The organism is Cryobacterium luteum, from assembly GCF_900110125.1.
GTDB classification, from domain to species: domain Bacteria; phylum Actinomycetota; class Actinomycetes; order Actinomycetales; family Microbacteriaceae; genus Cryobacterium; species Cryobacterium luteum.
On record NZ_FOCN01000015.1, the window covers coordinates 1 to 16,104 of the forward strand.

Annotated in this window: 16 protein-coding genes; 3 read left to right on the plus strand and 13 right to left on the minus strand. The window is 63.0% G+C overall.

The features are described from left to right. Positions 1–292 precede the first annotated feature (292 nt). From BMW72_RS13540 to BMW72_RS13550, 3 genes are all read right to left on the minus strand, one after another. Entirely contained in the window at positions 293–571 is a 279-nt protein-coding gene (locus tag BMW72_RS13540; protein WP_092111434.1) for a cupin domain-containing protein, read from the minus strand. Between the two features lie 57 nt (positions 572–628). Beyond that, positions 629–1,894 carry an MFS transporter gene (locus BMW72_RS13545; protein ID WP_092111535.1) on the minus strand — a complete coding sequence of 422 codons (1,266 nt, stop codon included), beginning with the start codon at positions 1,892–1,894 and terminating at the stop codon, positions 629–631. A 176-nt stretch (positions 1,895–2,070) separates the two neighbouring features. Beyond that, positions 2,071–2,514: a VOC family protein gene (locus tag BMW72_RS13550; protein WP_092111436.1), complete on the minus strand. Its 444-nt coding sequence runs from the start codon at positions 2,512–2,514 to the stop codon at positions 2,071–2,073. A gap of 301 nt (positions 2,515–2,815) precedes the next feature. Here BMW72_RS13550 and BMW72_RS13555 point away from each other — a divergent pair, with 301 nt between their 5' ends. Then, positions 2,816–4,687: an FAD-binding monooxygenase gene (locus tag BMW72_RS13555; RefSeq protein ID WP_092111536.1), complete on the plus strand. Its 1,872-nt coding sequence runs from the start codon at positions 2,816–2,818 to the stop codon at positions 4,685–4,687. A gap of 24 nt (positions 4,688–4,711) precedes the next feature. Here BMW72_RS13555 and BMW72_RS13560 read toward each other — a convergent pair whose 3' ends face one another. The 7 genes from BMW72_RS13560 to BMW72_RS13590 all read right to left on the minus strand — a co-directional run bounded on the left by BMW72_RS13560 (position 4,712) and on the right by BMW72_RS13590 (position 9,114). Then, positions 4,712–5,236, minus strand: a complete 525-nt coding sequence (locus BMW72_RS13560) for an FHA domain-containing protein (RefSeq protein WP_166787817.1) — start codon at positions 5,234–5,236, stop codon at positions 4,712–4,714. A gap of 20 nt (positions 5,237–5,256) precedes the next feature. After that, positions 5,257–5,922 (minus strand): hypothetical protein, encoded by a 666-nt coding sequence (locus BMW72_RS13565; RefSeq protein WP_092111441.1) that lies wholly within the window; start codon positions 5,920–5,922, stop codon positions 5,257–5,259. Continuing rightward, positions 5,912–6,532: a hypothetical protein gene (locus BMW72_RS13570; RefSeq protein ID WP_134361460.1), complete on the minus strand. Its 621-nt coding sequence runs from the start codon at positions 6,530–6,532 to the stop codon at positions 5,912–5,914. Before BMW72_RS13570 ends, BMW72_RS13565 begins: the two co-directional genes overlap by 11 nt. A 2-nt stretch (positions 6,533–6,534) precedes the next feature. Further along, on the minus strand, positions 6,535–7,233 hold the full coding sequence (locus tag BMW72_RS13575; protein WP_092111443.1) for a hypothetical protein: 699 nt from the start codon (positions 7,231–7,233) through the stop codon (positions 6,535–6,537). Next, the gene (locus BMW72_RS13580; RefSeq protein ID WP_134361461.1) at positions 7,233–8,408 is read right to left on the minus strand and encodes a hypothetical protein; all 1,176 of its coding nucleotides are present in this window, start codon (positions 8,406–8,408) and stop codon (positions 7,233–7,235) included. Before BMW72_RS13580 ends, BMW72_RS13575 begins: the two co-directional genes overlap by 1 nt. Before the next feature lie 68 nt (positions 8,409–8,476). Further along, a complete protein-coding gene (locus tag BMW72_RS13585) occupies positions 8,477–8,764 on the minus strand; it encodes a hypothetical protein (RefSeq protein WP_092111445.1) in 288 nt (95 codons plus the stop codon). Between the two features lie 53 nt (positions 8,765–8,817). Further along, positions 8,818–9,114: a WXG100 family type VII secretion target gene (locus tag BMW72_RS13590; RefSeq protein WP_092111446.1), complete on the minus strand. Its 297-nt coding sequence runs from the start codon at positions 9,112–9,114 to the stop codon at positions 8,818–8,820. A 144-nt stretch (positions 9,115–9,258) separates the two neighbouring features. Here BMW72_RS13590 and BMW72_RS13595 point away from each other — a divergent pair, with 144 nt between their 5' ends. Together BMW72_RS13595 and BMW72_RS13600 are read left to right on the plus strand one after the other, a co-directional pair. Next, positions 9,259–9,843 (plus strand): hypothetical protein, encoded by a 585-nt coding sequence (locus tag BMW72_RS13595; protein WP_092111447.1) that lies wholly within the window; start codon positions 9,259–9,261, stop codon positions 9,841–9,843. 26 nt (positions 9,844–9,869) lie between these two features. Continuing rightward, positions 9,870–14,291 carry an FtsK/SpoIIIE domain-containing protein gene (locus BMW72_RS13600; RefSeq protein ID WP_134450460.1) on the plus strand — a complete coding sequence of 1,474 codons (4,422 nt, stop codon included), beginning with the start codon at positions 9,870–9,872 and terminating at the stop codon, positions 14,289–14,291. 12 nt (positions 14,292–14,303) lie between these two features. On the opposite strand, the gene arfB is transcribed toward BMW72_RS13600, so the two are convergent. From arfB to BMW72_RS13615, 3 genes are read right to left on the minus strand one after another with little or no spacing between them, the layout of a single operon-like run. Further along, on the minus strand, positions 14,304–14,726 hold the full coding sequence (gene arfB / locus BMW72_RS13605; RefSeq protein WP_092111451.1) for an alternative ribosome rescue aminoacyl-tRNA hydrolase ArfB: 423 nt from the start codon (positions 14,724–14,726) through the stop codon (positions 14,304–14,306). Between the two features lie 36 nt (positions 14,727–14,762). Next, a complete protein-coding gene (locus tag BMW72_RS13610; protein WP_092111453.1) occupies positions 14,763–15,524 on the minus strand; it encodes an SCO1664 family protein in 762 nt (253 codons plus the stop codon). Next, on the minus strand, positions 15,524–16,087 hold the full coding sequence (locus BMW72_RS13615) for a DUF3090 domain-containing protein (RefSeq protein ID WP_092111455.1): 564 nt from the start codon (positions 16,085–16,087) through the stop codon (positions 15,524–15,526). The genes BMW72_RS13610 and BMW72_RS13615 overlap by 1 nt, the downstream gene beginning before the upstream one ends. Positions 16,088–16,104 lie beyond the last annotated feature (17 nt).

Sequence of the window (16,104 nt, forward strand, 5' to 3'; positions counted from 1 at the left end):
TCTGCAACGCCGCCCACTCCAGCATCGACACCTCCGGCTGGAACATCCAAATGCGAAACGGCCGACCCTGGATCCGCGGCCCCCTCCTCTTCGACCCCACCCAAACCTGGCGCCCCGCCGGCCAGAACCGCGCCGCCACCCCCACAGAACCACCCAACTGGAACAAATAAGTCCCACAGACGCACGGCCAGCTAAATCGCCTTGGAGGGCGCCCGCTCGGCAGTAATCAGTCTCTCCATGTTTGCGGAGATGACCGTTGACCAGATCGAGGATTAGGGCAATAAGTCGACCGTCAGGCTAGCTTTTCTACCTCAACGAATTCGATGATGCGCGACCCGCGATTCTCGACGGTGTGTTCGGCACCCGAGGGGCGTGTATAGCTCTGGCCGGCGCGAATTTCCGCGACGATTTCGGAACCGTCGGCGTTGATGACGTGCATGGTTTCACTCACCATGGGTACGACCACGTACTCATATTCGTGCACGTGCATAGGAATGGCGTCTCCCGGTTCAATCGTCCACTTGGTCGACCGAAAAATACCATTGTCGATTTGCGTCTCACCGGTGGCCATGCGTTCCCCTTGCTCGATTAGCAGACATTGGGTCGATCCTACTCAGGGCGGGACGGCCTACGCGGCGGGTGCGGCGGCATCCGCTCGTGCGGTGTTGGTGTCGGCGCGGTCTCTCTGGCGGCGGCTGGCCAGCAGAAACGGCACGCCGATCAGCTCGACGACGGCGCCGATCACGAGCGACGGGCCGTAGCCCTGCAGGTCGGCCGCGCGGCCCAGGGCTGGCTGAATGACAACCCCACCGAGGCTGCCGAACAGGGAGTCGAACGACAGCACCGTCGCGCGCTGCTTCGACGGGATCATGTCGTTGAGATAGGCCTGCCGCACCGGCCCGGCCACGGCGAAGACGAAACCCCAAACCACCAGGAGCACCACGGCTAGCCAGAACACGCCGTTCAGGCCGAGCGCCACGAGTGTGCCGATACTGATGAGACCGGCCACGAGCATCATGCTCGTGCGCTTGGCGAACAGGGAGCGGATGCGCGGCGCCAGCAATCCGCCGCCCACCTGCGCCAGAGACAGCACGGCCGCGGCCAATCCGGCGATGGAGTAGGCCGTCGGGTCGCCGTAGAGCTGCAATAAATAGGGCTGCAGCGCGTAGAACGCGTAGATGCCAACCCCGCCGGCGAACGGCGCCGAAAAGATGACGTAGCGCACCGAGCGCTTGCGCAGGCCGTGTTCGACCGACTGGGTGAGCACGTTGCGGGTCGCTTTCAGCGGGCCGGCGGAGCGGTCCGGGGTGAAGCCGAGGTCTCTCATCACCATGTAGGCGAAAATGAACATCACCACGAGCACTCCCGCGCGCACCAGGAACGGCACGCCGAGGTTGGTGGCCTGGGCTATCACGCCGCCGAGCACCGAGCCGGTGAACATGGCGATTCCGGTCACCACGAGACCGCGGCCGAACACGGCCTCGAGGCTGCCGGTGTATCCGGTGAAGGCGAGGGCATCGACCAGCCAAGCCTCCACCGCACCGGAGAAGAAGGTGAAGCCGAGCCCGAGCAGCACCGAGACGAGCGCCCACCAGACGAAGGGAGAGTGCCAGAGCCACAGCATCCAGTACAGGCCGGTCGTGACCGACAGGGTGATGGTGCCGAGCAGGTACGACACCTTGCGGCCGACCGTGTCGGCAACCACGCCGGTGGGAATCTCGAAGATCACCATGCCCACCGTGAAGAACGCGTTGGCGGCGAAGGCTTCGAAGTTCGACAGCCCCGCGTCGAGCAGAAAGAGCGTGTTGATGCCCCAGATGAACGAAGCTGCGAGAGTGTTGCCGAGCATCAGCGTCAGGTAGATGCGCTGCACCCGGCGCGCAGCCGGGTTCACAACCAGCTCCGCACGCTGCATGTTTTCACAGAGCAATCATCGACCCTGTTCGAGCGGATGGCTACCGCGAGCACCCCGCGGCGTTTCGGTCACCCGCGTCCAACGTAACCGGCGGCCGGGCCAACATTGGGCCCGGCCGCTGATCGTGAGGACCGTGGCTGTGAGGCCACCAGGGATCAGATCGCCGACGGATGCTCGGCCAGGTAGGCCTCCGGACCCTGTTCGGCGGCGACCGGGTCCATCCAGAGGGCGCTGAACTCGTTGCCGTCGGGGTCTTGAAAGTCGCGGGCGTACATGAACCCGTAGTCCTGGGCTGCACGCGGTTCGGTGGCGCCCGCGGCAAGCGCCGTGTCTACAATCAAATCGACCTCCTCCCGGGAGTCCCGGCTGAATGCGGTCTGCGTGAGTACCGTGGTGCTCGGGTCGGCGATCGGTTTGTCGGTGAAGGTGGCGAAGAAGTCTCGCGTGAGCACCATGAGGTAGAGGTTCTCCTCGATCACGATGCAGGCGGCGTTCTCATCGGTGAACAACGGGTTGATGCTCCAGCCCAGTGCGGTGAAGAAGGCTTTCGACCGGTCGAGGTCGATCGTGGGGAGATTGACGAAGATGCTGGTAACCATGGTGACTCCTTGGTCTGGCGAGATTGGTCTGGCGAGGTTTGCCCGGACGTTGCGAGCTCCTTCCATCGTTGTGAGAACACGCGATGTGTCAAGGGCCAGTTGCCGGGCGGGCGGTGCCGACCAGGTCGCGCTCAACCCGCAACCGATGGTCCGTGCCCCAGTCGATACCGGCCGACGTTGCGAATTTTCCCAGAACGTATATGATTCGACAAATGATAATAGAACACCTCGTTCTATTATCGAACAAGCAATGAGGCTGGCATTCGACCTGCCGCCGACCACACAGAGAAGTGAGGAAGCCGTGCAGTTTCACCACCACGGATACGTGTCCACCGATCCCCGCAAACAGGATGCAGCCGGGGTCGGCATCGATCGCCCCGAGGAACTGCCCGACAACGTCGACGTTCTCATCGTGGGAACGGGACCGGCCGGCATGATCACCGCCGCCCAGCTCTCCCAGTTTGCAAACATCACGACCCGCATCGTGGAGCGTCGCGGCGAACGCCTCGCGATCGGCCAGGCCGACGGCATTCAGGCGCGCAGCGTCGAGACCTTCCAGGCCTTCGGCTTCGCGGAGCGCATCATCGCCGAGGCCTACCGCATTACCGAGATGGCGTTCTGGAAGCCGGACCCCACCAACCCGGCCAACATCATCCGCACGGCCCGCGCCATCGACGATCCCACCGGCATCAGCGAGTTTCCGCACCTCATCGTCAATCAGGCGCGGGTGCTGGACTACTTCGCCGAGGTGATGGCCAACGCCCCCACCCGCATGACCCCGGACTTCGGCTTCGAGTTCGTCAGCCTCATCAACACCAACGAAGGCGACTACCCCGTCACGGTCACACTCCGATACACGGCGGGTGCCGAGCAAGGCCAGGAGCGTATCGTGCACGCCAAGTACGTGGTGGGCGCCGACGGCGCTCGCAGCGGAGTGCGCGATTCCATCGGCTGCACACTCGCCGGCGACGCGGCCTTCCACGCCTGGGGCGTCATGGACGTGCTCGCCGTCACCGACTTTCCCGACATTCGCACCAAGTGCGCGATCCAGTCCGGAACCGGCGGGAGCATCCTGCACATTCCGCGCGAAGGCGGCTACCTGTTCCGCATGTACGTCGACCTCGGCGAAGTGGCCGCCGACGACAACGGCGAGGTGCGCAAGACCTCGATCGACGAGATCATCGTCAAAGCAAACGAAATTCTCCACCCCTACACACTCGAGGTGAAGAATGTCGCCTGGCACAGCGTGTACGAGGTCGCCCACCGGCTCACCGACCGGTTCGACGATGTGCTGCCTGACGAGGTCGGCATCCGCTCGCCGCGGGTGTTCATCATGGGTGACGCCTGCCACACGCACAGTGCCAAGGCCGGCCAGGGCATGAACGTCTCGATGCAGGACGGCTTCAACCTCGGCTGGAAGCTCGGCTATGTACTCGACGGCCGCAGCCCCGAGACGCTCCTCGGCACCTACTCCGCCGAGCGTCAGGTCATTGCCAAGAACCTGATCGACTTCGACAAGGAGTGGTCGTCTCTCATGGCCGCGAAGCCGGAGGACCTCAAGGTTCCGCTCGAAGATTTCTATACCCAGACGGCGGAGTTCCCCTCCGGCTTCATGACGCAGTACCCGCCGTCGATGTTGATCGGCGAGGCCACGCACCAGTCACTCGCCACCGGTTTCCCCATCGGCAAGCGCTTCAAGTCCGCCCCGGTTGTGCGCGTCGGCGACGCCAACCCGGTGCAGCTGGGCCACCACCACCGCGCCGACGGCCGCTGGCGCGTGTACGCCTTCGCTGACGCCGACAACTCCGCCGTCGCCGACTGGGCCGAGTGGATGCGCACCGCTGCCGATTCTCCGCTGCTCGCGCACACCCCGGCCGACAGCGACATCGACAGCGTCTTCGACGTCAAGGTGATCCATCAGCAGGCGCACACCGAGGTGGACCTGGGCCAGGTCGACGCGGCGTTCCTGCCGACGACCGGCCCGTTCGGGCTGATCGACTACGAGAAGGTCTACGCCGCCGACCCGCACGACGACATCTTCGATCGCCGCGGCATCAGCTCGGGCGGCGCCGTCGTCGTGGTGCGCCCCGACCAGTACGTCGCCCACGTGCTGCCGCTGACCGCCACCGCCGAGCTCGCCGCGTACTTTCGGCAGATGCTGCTCGTTCGGTAGACGCTTGCCGCCGGGGTGTCGCGATCAGCTGCGGGCGATTTTTACCTCGAAGTTGCCCAGCAACAAGGCGTCGCCGTTTTCAACAACGTATCGACGACCGGGCACGCACTCGACGCGTGTGCCGTCGACTGCCATGATTTCGCTGCCATTTGCTGAACGCAGGTCGACGACGAGCAGCCGACCTCTGGCATCCACTTCGAACCCGAGGTGGTTACGGGAAAGCGACCGCCCGTCATCGGTGACAGCGATGGTTTGCAGGCCGCTGGAGGAGTCCGGACTTCGGCCGATCACTCCCGACGGGGCCTCCACCGCGATCGGTCGACCGTCAACGATGAAACGAAAATGCGGAGTGTCCGCAGCTCGCCGACCGGACACTGGCCGTACCGGGACCGCTACGGGGAGCTGCGCGGGCCGCACGATCGCGCTCGGCGTACCGGGCGCCACCGACTCCGGAATCGGATACACCTCAATGCGGCCAAAATGGCCAGCGCGCCACCGAGCACTCACGTCGTCGGCCGTGATCACGGGCAGTTCGGGCACAACGTCCACTGAGCGACGAGAGCGTCTGGTCACAGGGTCCCGAGAACAAGACAGGCCAGCACTATCGCCAGGAGGACTGCACTCGCTTCCCAGAGGAGAAATGCGAGAAATCCGATCTCATAACGAATGGGACGATGCTCGAGCCAGGTGTAGTAATCCGGCTGTCGCTTAGCCACAGCCAAGGGACTGATCGACTCGGAATGCACGCGAAGCCTCGCTGGCATTGCTTGCGCGATGGCGACCAGGTCATTCATGCGCCAGAGCCGCATGCTCAGGCGCAGCACCGTCTTCTTTCCAGAGCGTATGACCGCCCAGCGTTCATCGTTGACTCCAATCGGCGTTCGAAATTCGCGAATCGGAATCGATCCCGAACCCACCACCGACGCAAAATACACGATCTCGGTCGATGCGTCCGACTCAATCCGGCGCAGGCGAAAGAATACATCCCGATATTCCAGGTAGCCACCGGGAACGATACGCACTGATCTCGACCGTGCTCCGGCATACATGACCGTGAGGATTCCCGGAATGATGAAAACCAGAAACCACATCACGCGCGCAGCCCCAGGATAAACGAGTAAGAAGGCGATTATGGCGAGCGCCGTAGCGCTGACCATCCCCACCGATGCCCAGAAACGCCAGCGTATTGGCGTCAGCACAACGCTGTCGAGAACAACGGATGCCTCAATCGCCACGCGTGATCCCCTTCGCGAATTCCTCGGTCAAGGTGCGCAGTGTCGGGGTGAACGTGAGATCGTCTGTGGTTGTCGTGACGGTGAGCAACATCGTTGGCCCGGCGTGATCGTCGAGAAGCCAATACCAGCAAATGTGTTCGGAGATCACCGCATCGCTTTTGCGCGCGCGGCCGCGGCGGAGTGCGCGTCCAATGGCCTGCGGCTCGTTCACGTAACGTTGAATGCACAGCGTTGCCTTGCCAAGCGGCGTGTCGTTCGGCGAAATCTCCGGATCATCGATCATGAGCGGGCCCGCTGCTAACGACTCAGTAATCGCATCGGCGACGGCACCATCTCCGGCGGCCAACCGCCATCGCACAATCAGTGCGCCCAGGAGCCCCACATTCGGCGCATCGGGCACAAGAGCAAACCCCGCGTCGGCTTCGACCGAAACCATGAGATTCGCCGTGGCTTCGAACCTTGTTTCCAGATCTGCCGCGAGTTCGCGCGAGACCGGTGCGTCAAATCGACTCAGTACCACCTGAGCCGCCATGATCGCTCCGGCGTGAACGTCGTCGAGATGGAGCTCGACCCAGGAGTCAGGATAGGTGAAATTCAGGGGAACGGTCACGATCAGACCCACTTCAATGTCGTCACAATGGCATCGAACATCAGCACCTGCACCTCGCTGAAACTGCTGTCGTCGCAGCTGAAGACGACGAGAAGGAAGGCTCCCGGCGAGGCAGGAACCGGTAGGAGATAACTCACTCGTGTGCTGGGGAGCATTCGTCCGGACGATTCCTCGTTCCGGATGAGCGCGACGGCCTCAAACGCTTGGGCGGTATCGGCCTTCGGTAAGTCGAGCTGCGCACTCCCAGCGAATTGGCCTGCGACGAGACGTCGAAACTCAGCCACCGTCGATGCCCGATGTTCAACCGCACGAAAGCAACGCCCGACTTCAAGATCAACGAACTCCGACTCTGTCGCTCCGAATCCGGCAACCTCGGCCAGGTCCGCCTCGTCGAGGTCAGCAGCACTTGCGCCGAGGTACGTCATCGAGACGACAAAACTCATTACTACCGGGACGCCGCGGATCTCCTCCGAAAAAACGTAAAGATCGAGTGCACCGGCCGCCTCCGCGTCGGAGACCAGACGCGGCATCTGTTCACGCAGAGCGCGCTCCGTGAGTACGTGGTCACGTCCAGACTGTTTCCGCAGTTTCCAGGCAATGAACCGTTCGATTGATTCAGCTGAGCCGTCGCCGGTCGTGACCCGTTGCCAGCCCGCCGGAACGGTGATGCGGTATCCGGAAACCGTGTCGGAAGCCGTCATCACAGTGAACCGACATGAACGCGCGTGAGGTCTGCCACGTAATCACCCGCCATGACTCCGCCAATATTTTGTACGCTCTCAAACAGGCCACCTATGCCGAACATGGTCGCACCCGTGGCAGCAAACGCCGGAATGATTCCGGCCTTGAGCCCGCTAGCTAGAATTTCGGGGGCTCGCAGGGACGCTCCCGCGCTGTTCACGCTGAGAAGTTTGGCGAGTCCGTGGCCGAAGAGTTCGTCGACGACCCGGGTCGACGCTGCCGACTGCGTCGCCACTGCTTTCGTGCCGGAGTAGGCAGCACTGTAGCTGAACCCAGCCGCCCTCGCCGCATGGCCCGCGGAGTGAGAGATCGAGCTGGTGAGTTTTGTGGTGACCTTCGCCAGCGCACCGCCAGAACCGAAAGCGACACACGACAACGCCAGGCCGGCCACGGAGATCCACACGTCAGTGCTGGTGGCGTCACCGGTGCCTGCTTGCGCCAGGGTGATCGCGGTGCTGACGGCGGCCAGGACGATTCCGACCAGTACCAGGCCAATGATGCTGGTCGCCGGGAACACAACGAGAACGAACAGAACCGCCAGAGCGAGGATAACGCCGATGACCGACAGGATGTCCTTGACCACGTTCAACCAACCGCGCGCATCGTGGACCCACTGTTTAATGCCTTCGTACCACTGGTCAGTCATCTCGTCGTTGCTCGAGGCCCGGATGGCGTTCGCGGCACGAGTATTGGTGGCCGCCCACTCGCCCCCCGCCTCGGTGAGGCGTGCGATGTAATTCTTGTTGTTCCGCACAACCGTCTGTGCCGCCTCGAGGGCCTTCTTACGCTCAGACTCGGCAAGGACATATTCCGGGCTGCCGGGTTCTCCAGGCACAATCCGGTGCACGGCCTCGCTGACGTCCACGGCCCCGATGCGGGCCGCCGCGAGATACCCATCGGCACTCGCCTGCACGAGGTCCAGCTCGGTCTTGTAGTCTTCCAGGGCCTTCGCCGTTCCTTCGTATCGGCCCTTGGCCTTCTCGATTGCGTCTGCGAGATTGCCTGCGGCCGACTTGAACTCGCGTCCTGATTCCGAGTCCCAGCCATCTTCCACGTATAACTTGCCGAGCGCGGTCACCTGGTCAGCAATCCGCCTGGCGACGCGGCGCATGTCGCGCGCACTCGCCTCGATCACTGACGTGTCCCCAGCGACAGGATCGCCGGACAGCCCGAGCGGCTGCCAATCTGTTGGACGTGCCATCGCTAGGTCCCCAATATTTCGTTGGCTAACTTGAGATCGACCTGCGAGAACGACGATTCAGCATCGCTGGCCATCGTTTGCACGGCGTCGATCGACTCGAGCAACCGTCCGCGCCGGGTCTTCCAATTGTTCCAGAACTCGTCCAGGGCATCGAGAACGTCGTGCGCACTAATCGCACTCGCGGTTTCGGCGGCACTCTCGGGGACCTCCGAGAAGTCCGAGTGGAGGGTGCTGAGATTGGTGGCCAATCCTGCGATGACGCCCAGTGAGACGGAGATGCGCGTAGTCATGCCGGTTTCTCCCTACCGCAGCGCCACGCGAATGACCCTGGCTATCAAGTTGCTCAGCCCTTCAGTGCGTTGGCGAGCTCGGTGTCGGTGGAGCCCAAGGCTTCGGCGGTCTTCTCGAGAAACGTTGCAAGGCCGTCAATGGCCTGGATCGTTTCGGTCGCGCTCTTGTTATAGCTCGTGTACGTCTCCTCAAAGGCAACGGAAGACTTTTCAGTGACGAATCCATCACTCACCAGGCCTTCGATGTGACTCTTGAGCTTGCCGAGGACGCCCTCGGCCTCTTTCTGCCCGTCACGTAAAACCTTGGCGCCGGTTGCGAGATCCTCATAGCTAACCTTGATGCTGCCCATCGTGCACTCCCCTTGTTCGAAATCTCAGTGTTGGTTCCACGGAGGCGAACGTCGCCCACCCCGCGGTTCCTATCAAAGATAGCCGACACCGAACCCCACAATGGGTGACTTAGGCTCGTCAAGACGGTTTCATACGATCTGGGGGTGGACATGCGCGCAAAACAGAAGGCACCGGGGTTCAGCAAACCGAAGTCGCTGTGGTCGCACATTGGCAACGGGATCATCATCGTCGGTCTGCTCGGCTGCGCAGCCTATTTCATGTACGCGGGAGCAACCGGAGTTGCTTTCGACCTGCGCCGCAGCAACCTGACGGGGGCCATGGAGCATAGCGCGGCCGCTTCGTCGGGGAAAGTACCGTTCATCGCTAATCAACTTCTGTGGTTTCCGGTCGCCCTGGCTTTTCTGAACATTTTCGCTCTGAGGTATCTCAGTCGTTCCGATCGGCAGTTCTGGGTCATTTTCAAGTCGGGTGCAGCGAGCATGGTGGCGTTGTGCTGCGTCGGCCTCGGTGTGGAAATAGTTTGGGTCGCCAGCGGTGTTCCGTTCTCAAACTATTCGGGCATCTCGTCGAGCTGGACCGATCCGGCAAGCTACTTCTGGTCAATCGTTGCCTTCAGCGTCTGCCTGCTGACCGCTGTCGGGGTCGCCGCAGTCGGGGTATTCGCGGCGCGATTACAACGTCGAATTGTGAAGCCCGGGAGCTCCGGAAGGTCGCGCAAACCTGCCTGAGATGCTGGCCCAGCCAATGGCGCAGCGTGCCACCGCATACTCTGGATCTGCACTCATCCGTTTGGGGGATCAACGTGAAACTCGCCGTCACCGTCACGCATTCTGCGTCCGAGCGCAGTTCCGACCTGGTATTCGAGGTTGAAGCAGCGACGCTCATCGGTGAGGTTGTGCGCCACGCCGGCAAACTCTTTGAACTACCTGACGACGAGCTAACGGTAGCGTTTCTCGACACCGTTCCGGTCGACCTGTTGGATGAAATCGGTTCTGGCCCCCTCCTCGACGGTGCTGAACTCATGATAGGAACCCCCCGTGCGTACTCCGCTCGCCCCTTCGAGCATCAATCCAGTCTGCGGATCGTCAGTGGTATCGGCGCCGGTACGGTGTTCTACCTGTCACCGGGCATCGGCGTCATCGGCACAGATTCGCGCTGCACACTGCGCGTTGGAGATCCCGATGTCGCTCCCTTCGCCGCTTGGGTATCGACGGATGCCTCCGGTCGCGTTGAAATCACTCCGTCCAGAGACGCTCCCCTCTTCATCTCCGGCCTGGCCGTGGCCGCAGCCACCGGAGTAGACCCGAATACCGAGATCCGCATCGGCAACACCTTGTTTGAGTTCGCTGTTCCTCAAGGCTCGGATGCCGCTATCACCCGTTCCGACGAGCTGCCCCGGCTCGACTACACCCGACCCCCTCGGTTGCTGCCGCCGGAACGACCGAGCGTATTCAAGCTTCCTACCCCGCCGAAGGAATCTGCTCGGCGACCGCTGCCGCTGATCACGGCCCTCGCGCCAATCGTGGTCGCAGTCCTGATGGCCGTTCTCTTCAAGCAGGTGAGTTTTCTCGCCTTCGCGGTGCTCTCTCCCATCATGATGATTGCCACGTACACGAGCGATCGACGCAATGGTCGAGTGTCATTCCGCAAGCAGCGGGAGGACTACGTCATTCTCAAAGGAAGGATCGAAGCCGACGCTGATGCCGCGCTCGTGCGCGAACGCATCGAACGGCGCAGGGAGGCACCAGATGCCGCAACCCTGCTCGAAATTGCCGTCGGTCTGCGGTCACGCCTGTGGGAGCGCCGCCGAACCGACGATGACTACCTGAATGTGCGCATCGGAACGGCCGACCTTCCGTCCGAGGTGATCCTAGAAGATCCGGAAGAGTTGGAACACCGCCGCGGTGTCACGCGGATTGCCACGGAAGTACCCGTCGTCCTCGATCTTGCCGCGAGAGGGGTTGTGGGAATTGCCGGTACGAACCCGGCCGCTCAGAACCTGGCGGGCTGGTTCGTCGGGCAGATAGCTGTACTGCAAACACCGCGCGACACCTCGATTTATGTTCTGACCGATTCACACTCGGTGCAAAATTGGTCGTGGTTGCGCTGGCTTCCCCATGCGCGTCCGGCGGTCGGTCAGGACGCAGCGGTAATGATCGGGAACGATGCCGAGACCCTTGGCCGTCGCGTGGCGGAACTTGGCCAGATTGTGGAAGCCCGGCTGCGGGCATCCGTTGGCACTCGTGGACGCGTCTGGGCCGACCCGGATATTGTCGTCATTATCGACGGCGCGCGCCGCTTGCGAGCCTTACCCGGGCTGATTCGTATTCTGAAAGACGGGCCGGGCGTCGGCGTGTACGCCGTCTGCATCGACGTCGATCGACGACTCCTTCCCGAAGAGTGCACGGCCGTCATTGTGATGGGGCCGACCAGCGTTGACCTGTTTCAGCAGCGGGCCGAAGATGTCATCAATGCTCGCACCGATGTGCTCCCTGAGGCCTGGTTCGCTCAGGTAGCCCGTGCTCTCTCCCCCATCGTCGACATCAACGACGAAACGGCATCCGGAGCACTGCCTGGGTCGAGCCGGCTGCTCGACGTGTTGCAGCTCGACCCCCCAACCGAGAACGCAATTGTTGCGAAGTGGCGTATGGGCGGTCGCACCACGGAGGTGGTCGTCGGCGAGAGTCTCGATGGCGCTTTCAGCTTCGATTTGCGGCGCGACGGGCCTCACGGCCTCGTCGCCGGCACGACCGGATCGGGTAAATCCGAGCTGTTGCAGACTATTGTCGCCTCACTCGCTCAGGCGAACAGACCAGACTCCATGACTTTTGTACTCATCGACTACAAGGGCGGGGCAGCGTTCAAGGACTGCGTCGACTTACCGCACACGGTTGGCATGGTCACCGACTTGGACACCCATCTGGTCGAGCGCGCCTTGGAATCACTCGGGGCCGAACTGCGCCGACGTGAACATCTGCTCGCTGTTGCCGGAGCCAAAGACATCGAAGACTACACCGAGCTGTCCGACGCCGACCCGGCGATCCAATCGTTTCCCCGGCTGCTGATTGTCATCGATGAGTTCGCGTCGCTGGCACGTGAACTGCCCGACTTCGTCAGCGGCTTGGTGAATGTCGCCCAGCGTGGTCGGTCATTGGGGATCCATCTCATTCTGGCGACTCAACGCCCCAGCGGAGTGATTTCTCCCGAAATCCGCGCGAACACGAATCTGCGTATCGCCTTGCGAGTGACGGACGCCGCGGAAAGTGCCGACGTCATAGATGCGCCCGACTCGGCACAGATCTCAAAGAACACTCCGGGTCGGGGATATATTCGCCTCGGAGCATCAGCGTTGTTGCCGTTTCAGTCCGGACGTGTTGGTGGTAAGCGACGCAGTGCCAGTGCAGCCCCCAGTCGCGCCCTATGGAGCAATGAAACTCGCTGGGAGGACCTCGGACGTGCGGCAGCGGAACCGCCAAAAATCGAACGGAACACCGAGAAAGAAACGGATCTGCAAGCACTCGTACAGGCGATCTGCCGGGCTAGTGAGAACATGGCTATTCCGCCGCAGCACAGGCCCTGGCTTCCGGCCCTCACGACGTCCATCGTGCTCGATGACATCAACGAATTCGCCCTGGACGACAGCCACGACACCGGCTGGTCGATCAGCCCGATTCCTTACGGTCTGCAGGACCTGCCGGCACTCCAGCAGCAGGGCACCGCGTTCTTCGACCTCGATTCTGCCGGGCACCTGTTCATCGCGGGGGCGCCGCGAAGCGGACGCTCGCAGGTACTTCGCAGCATCGCCGGCGCCATCGCTCGCAACACGTCGGCCGCCGACGTACACCTGTATGCCCTCGATTGCGGTAACGGTGCGCTCATTCCCCTCGGCGATATGATGCACACCGGCGCCGTCGTCATGCGCACTCAAACCGAACGCGCGCAACGCCTCCTCGCCAAGCTCGTCCTGGAGACCCACCGACGTCAGGAAATCCTCGCCAACGACGGATTCGCTGGGATCACTGAGCAGCGCCAGAACGTGGTGGCGGGCAGCCGACTCCCGCATATCGTCCTGCTGATCGACCGCTGGGAAGGATTCCTCGGCAGCCTCGGCGAGCTCGACGGTGGGGCCTTGGTTGATCAGGTGACCATGCTCTTACGCGAAGGTGCGAGCCTCGGGGTCCACGTCATCATTGCGGGTGACCGACAGCTGCTCTCGAGCCGCATCGGAACGCTCGTCGAAGACAAGCTGGTCTTGCGACTGTCTGACCGCGGGGACTACAGCTACGCCGGTCTGAACGCCAAGAAATTGCCTGATGTCATTGGTGAGGGTCGCGGCTTCGTCGCGGAAAGTGCGATCGAAACTCAAGTAGCACTCCTCACCGCAGATTCCACTGGTCAGGCGCAGTCCGCCGCGTTAGTCGAACTCGGCCGAATGACTTCAGCGAGGGATGCCTGGGTGCCGCGATCACGCCGTCCGTTCCACCTCGACGTGCTGCCGAGCACGATCACATTCGCCGAGGCCTGGGAGCTGCGCGCTCCGGAGCGCACTGGACTCTGGGCAATGGTCGGGGTGGGTGGCGACGACTTGCTGGCGGTAGGCCCGACCCTCGATGACGGCATGGGTGCCTTCATCGTGGCAGGAGCGCCTAAATCGGGCAAGAGTACTGTCCTCGTGACGATGGTGCGCTCCCTGCTTGCTCAGGGTGCCGAGGTTGTGTTACTAGCTCCCCGGCTCTCGCCCCTGCGTGATCTGGCGGGAACACCGGGCGTGCTGGCCTTGATCACCGACGCTGAGGTCACCGCCGACACTCTTGAAAATTTGTTCCCGGTCGGCCGCCCGCGGCGGGTGCTCGTGATCGACGACGGCGAGCTTGTTCGTGACACCGCTGCCAAGTCGTGGTATTTGCAGTTCGTGAAGTCGTGTGCTGACCATGGGCAGGCGATCATCCTGGGCGGCGGAATCGGCGAGGTAGCCTCCGGAATTACCGGTTGGCAGATAGAGATGAAACGCGGCCGCAGAGGTGCCCTGCTGAGTCCGCAAGCCACGGGCGACGGAGAACTCATCGGAACGCGTCTTCCACGCAGCTCCGTTGGCGGTCCGGTTCACCTCGGCCGCACCATCCTCAACCTAACGACGGGCGGCGACCTCCTAAACGTGCAGGTGCCCGTGGGATGACAGCATTACCGGCTACTCGGCCGCGGGCCGCTGGCGGTTCTGCTTCGTGGCCGAGCGCTGTTGCTTGACGGCGAGGTGCCGGCGGGCCGAACCCCGGGTCGGTTTGGTCGCGCGGCGCGCGGCCGGTTCCGCCGCCAGCCCTGCAATCACCAGGTCGGCGAGCTTGCGCAGGGCAATCTCGCGATTGCGCAACTGGGACCGCTGCTCGCTCGCGGCGATCGTGACCACGCCGGAAACGAGACGGTGACCGAGTCGGGTGAGCAGCAGCATCCGCGCATCGTCGGCGAGCACCGCGGAGTCGGCGACGTTCCAGGACAGTTCGACGCGGCTGTCGGAGGTGTTCACGTGCTGGCCGCCGGGCCCGGACGATCGGGAGAACCGCCAGCCGAGTTCGCGGCCTGGAATGGTAAGCGCCGGTGACACCTCAAGATCCATGCCTCCAGCGTGGCACAGTATCTGCGTTTGTCGCAGCTAGAACAGCGGCCAAGGCACCGCGGGCATGTCGCCGCTCGGGGCCGGGAATCGTGCAGCCGTGTGCAATCGGCTGCAACGCTCGGCGAGCGCGGCGACTTCGTCGGCGCTGAGGAGGCCAGCGAGGCTGTCACCGAGGGCACCGCTCAACTCGGCGCTGACGCGGTCGACGCCATCGAGCTCGTCGGTGCTGAGCGGGTCGCCGAGCCACCCCCACAGCACGGTGCGCAGCTTGTGTTCAGCGTGAAAGGTGAGTCCGTGGTCGACGCCGTGCCGATGACCGTCGGGCATCGGCAGAATGTGGTCTCCCTTGCGATCGGCGTTGTTCACGACAATGTCGAACACAGCCATGCGTCGAAGCGGGGCCGTGTCTTCGTGGATGAGGCTGACCATCCGTTCGTTCTCGTCTCGCCCATCGAAAACGTGGCGCCATCCAGACCCTGGCACGGCCTCGGCCGCCACGATGTCGACGGCGGTCTGGGCCGGGTCGGCATCCTGCCAGAGCTGCACCATTCCCGGGCCCATCGGGCCGCCCCGCAGCCAGGTGCGCGGCACCACATTCCAGCCGAACACCTGTGAGACGAGGTAGGCGGCCACCTCGCGGTTCGCCAGACCGGCGAAGTCCCAGAGCGGATGCTCCCCCGCAACCGGCTTGTAGACGACCGCCACCCCGTCGATGCTGGCGAGAAATGTCGCGTTCGATGCCGTGTTGATGCGGCCCGTGAGCCGCAGCTCGCCGTGCTGCAGGTCGGGCTCGGACATCAGACCTCGGGCAGGGTGCAGGTGTGTCCGTCGGCGTCCACTGGATAGCCGCACAGGGGGCACATGGGCCGCCCTGCTCCCACGACCTCGCGGGTGCGCTTCGCGAAGGCGCGCGCGGTGCCGACGGGTATGCGCACCAACAGCATTTGCGCGATCTCCACCGAATCGGGCGAATCGTCGTCGTTTTGGTCTTCCTCCTCGTCTTCGCCGTCGATGAGCGGGTAGGCCTCGATCACGACCTGCACCGTCGAGGGATCCCAGCCGAGGCTGAGGGCACCGGTGCGAAATTCTTCTGCGACGGGCTGATCGAGGGGGTCGTTGTCGACCAGCTCGACCGGTGTCGTCGTGGGAATGCTGAACGGATTGCCTTCGAAGGTGATCAGCTGGTCGAGAATCTCATCAATTTTCTCGGCGAGCAGCGCCGACTGCTGTTTCTCCAGCGCGATGCTCACGATCCGGGTGCCGGTGCGCACCTGCAGATAGAACGTGCGCGATCCGGGCAGTCCGACCGTGCCGACGACGACCCGGTCGGGCCAGTCGAATTCATGAACGATTGTGGGCATACAAATACTCTAAGCGC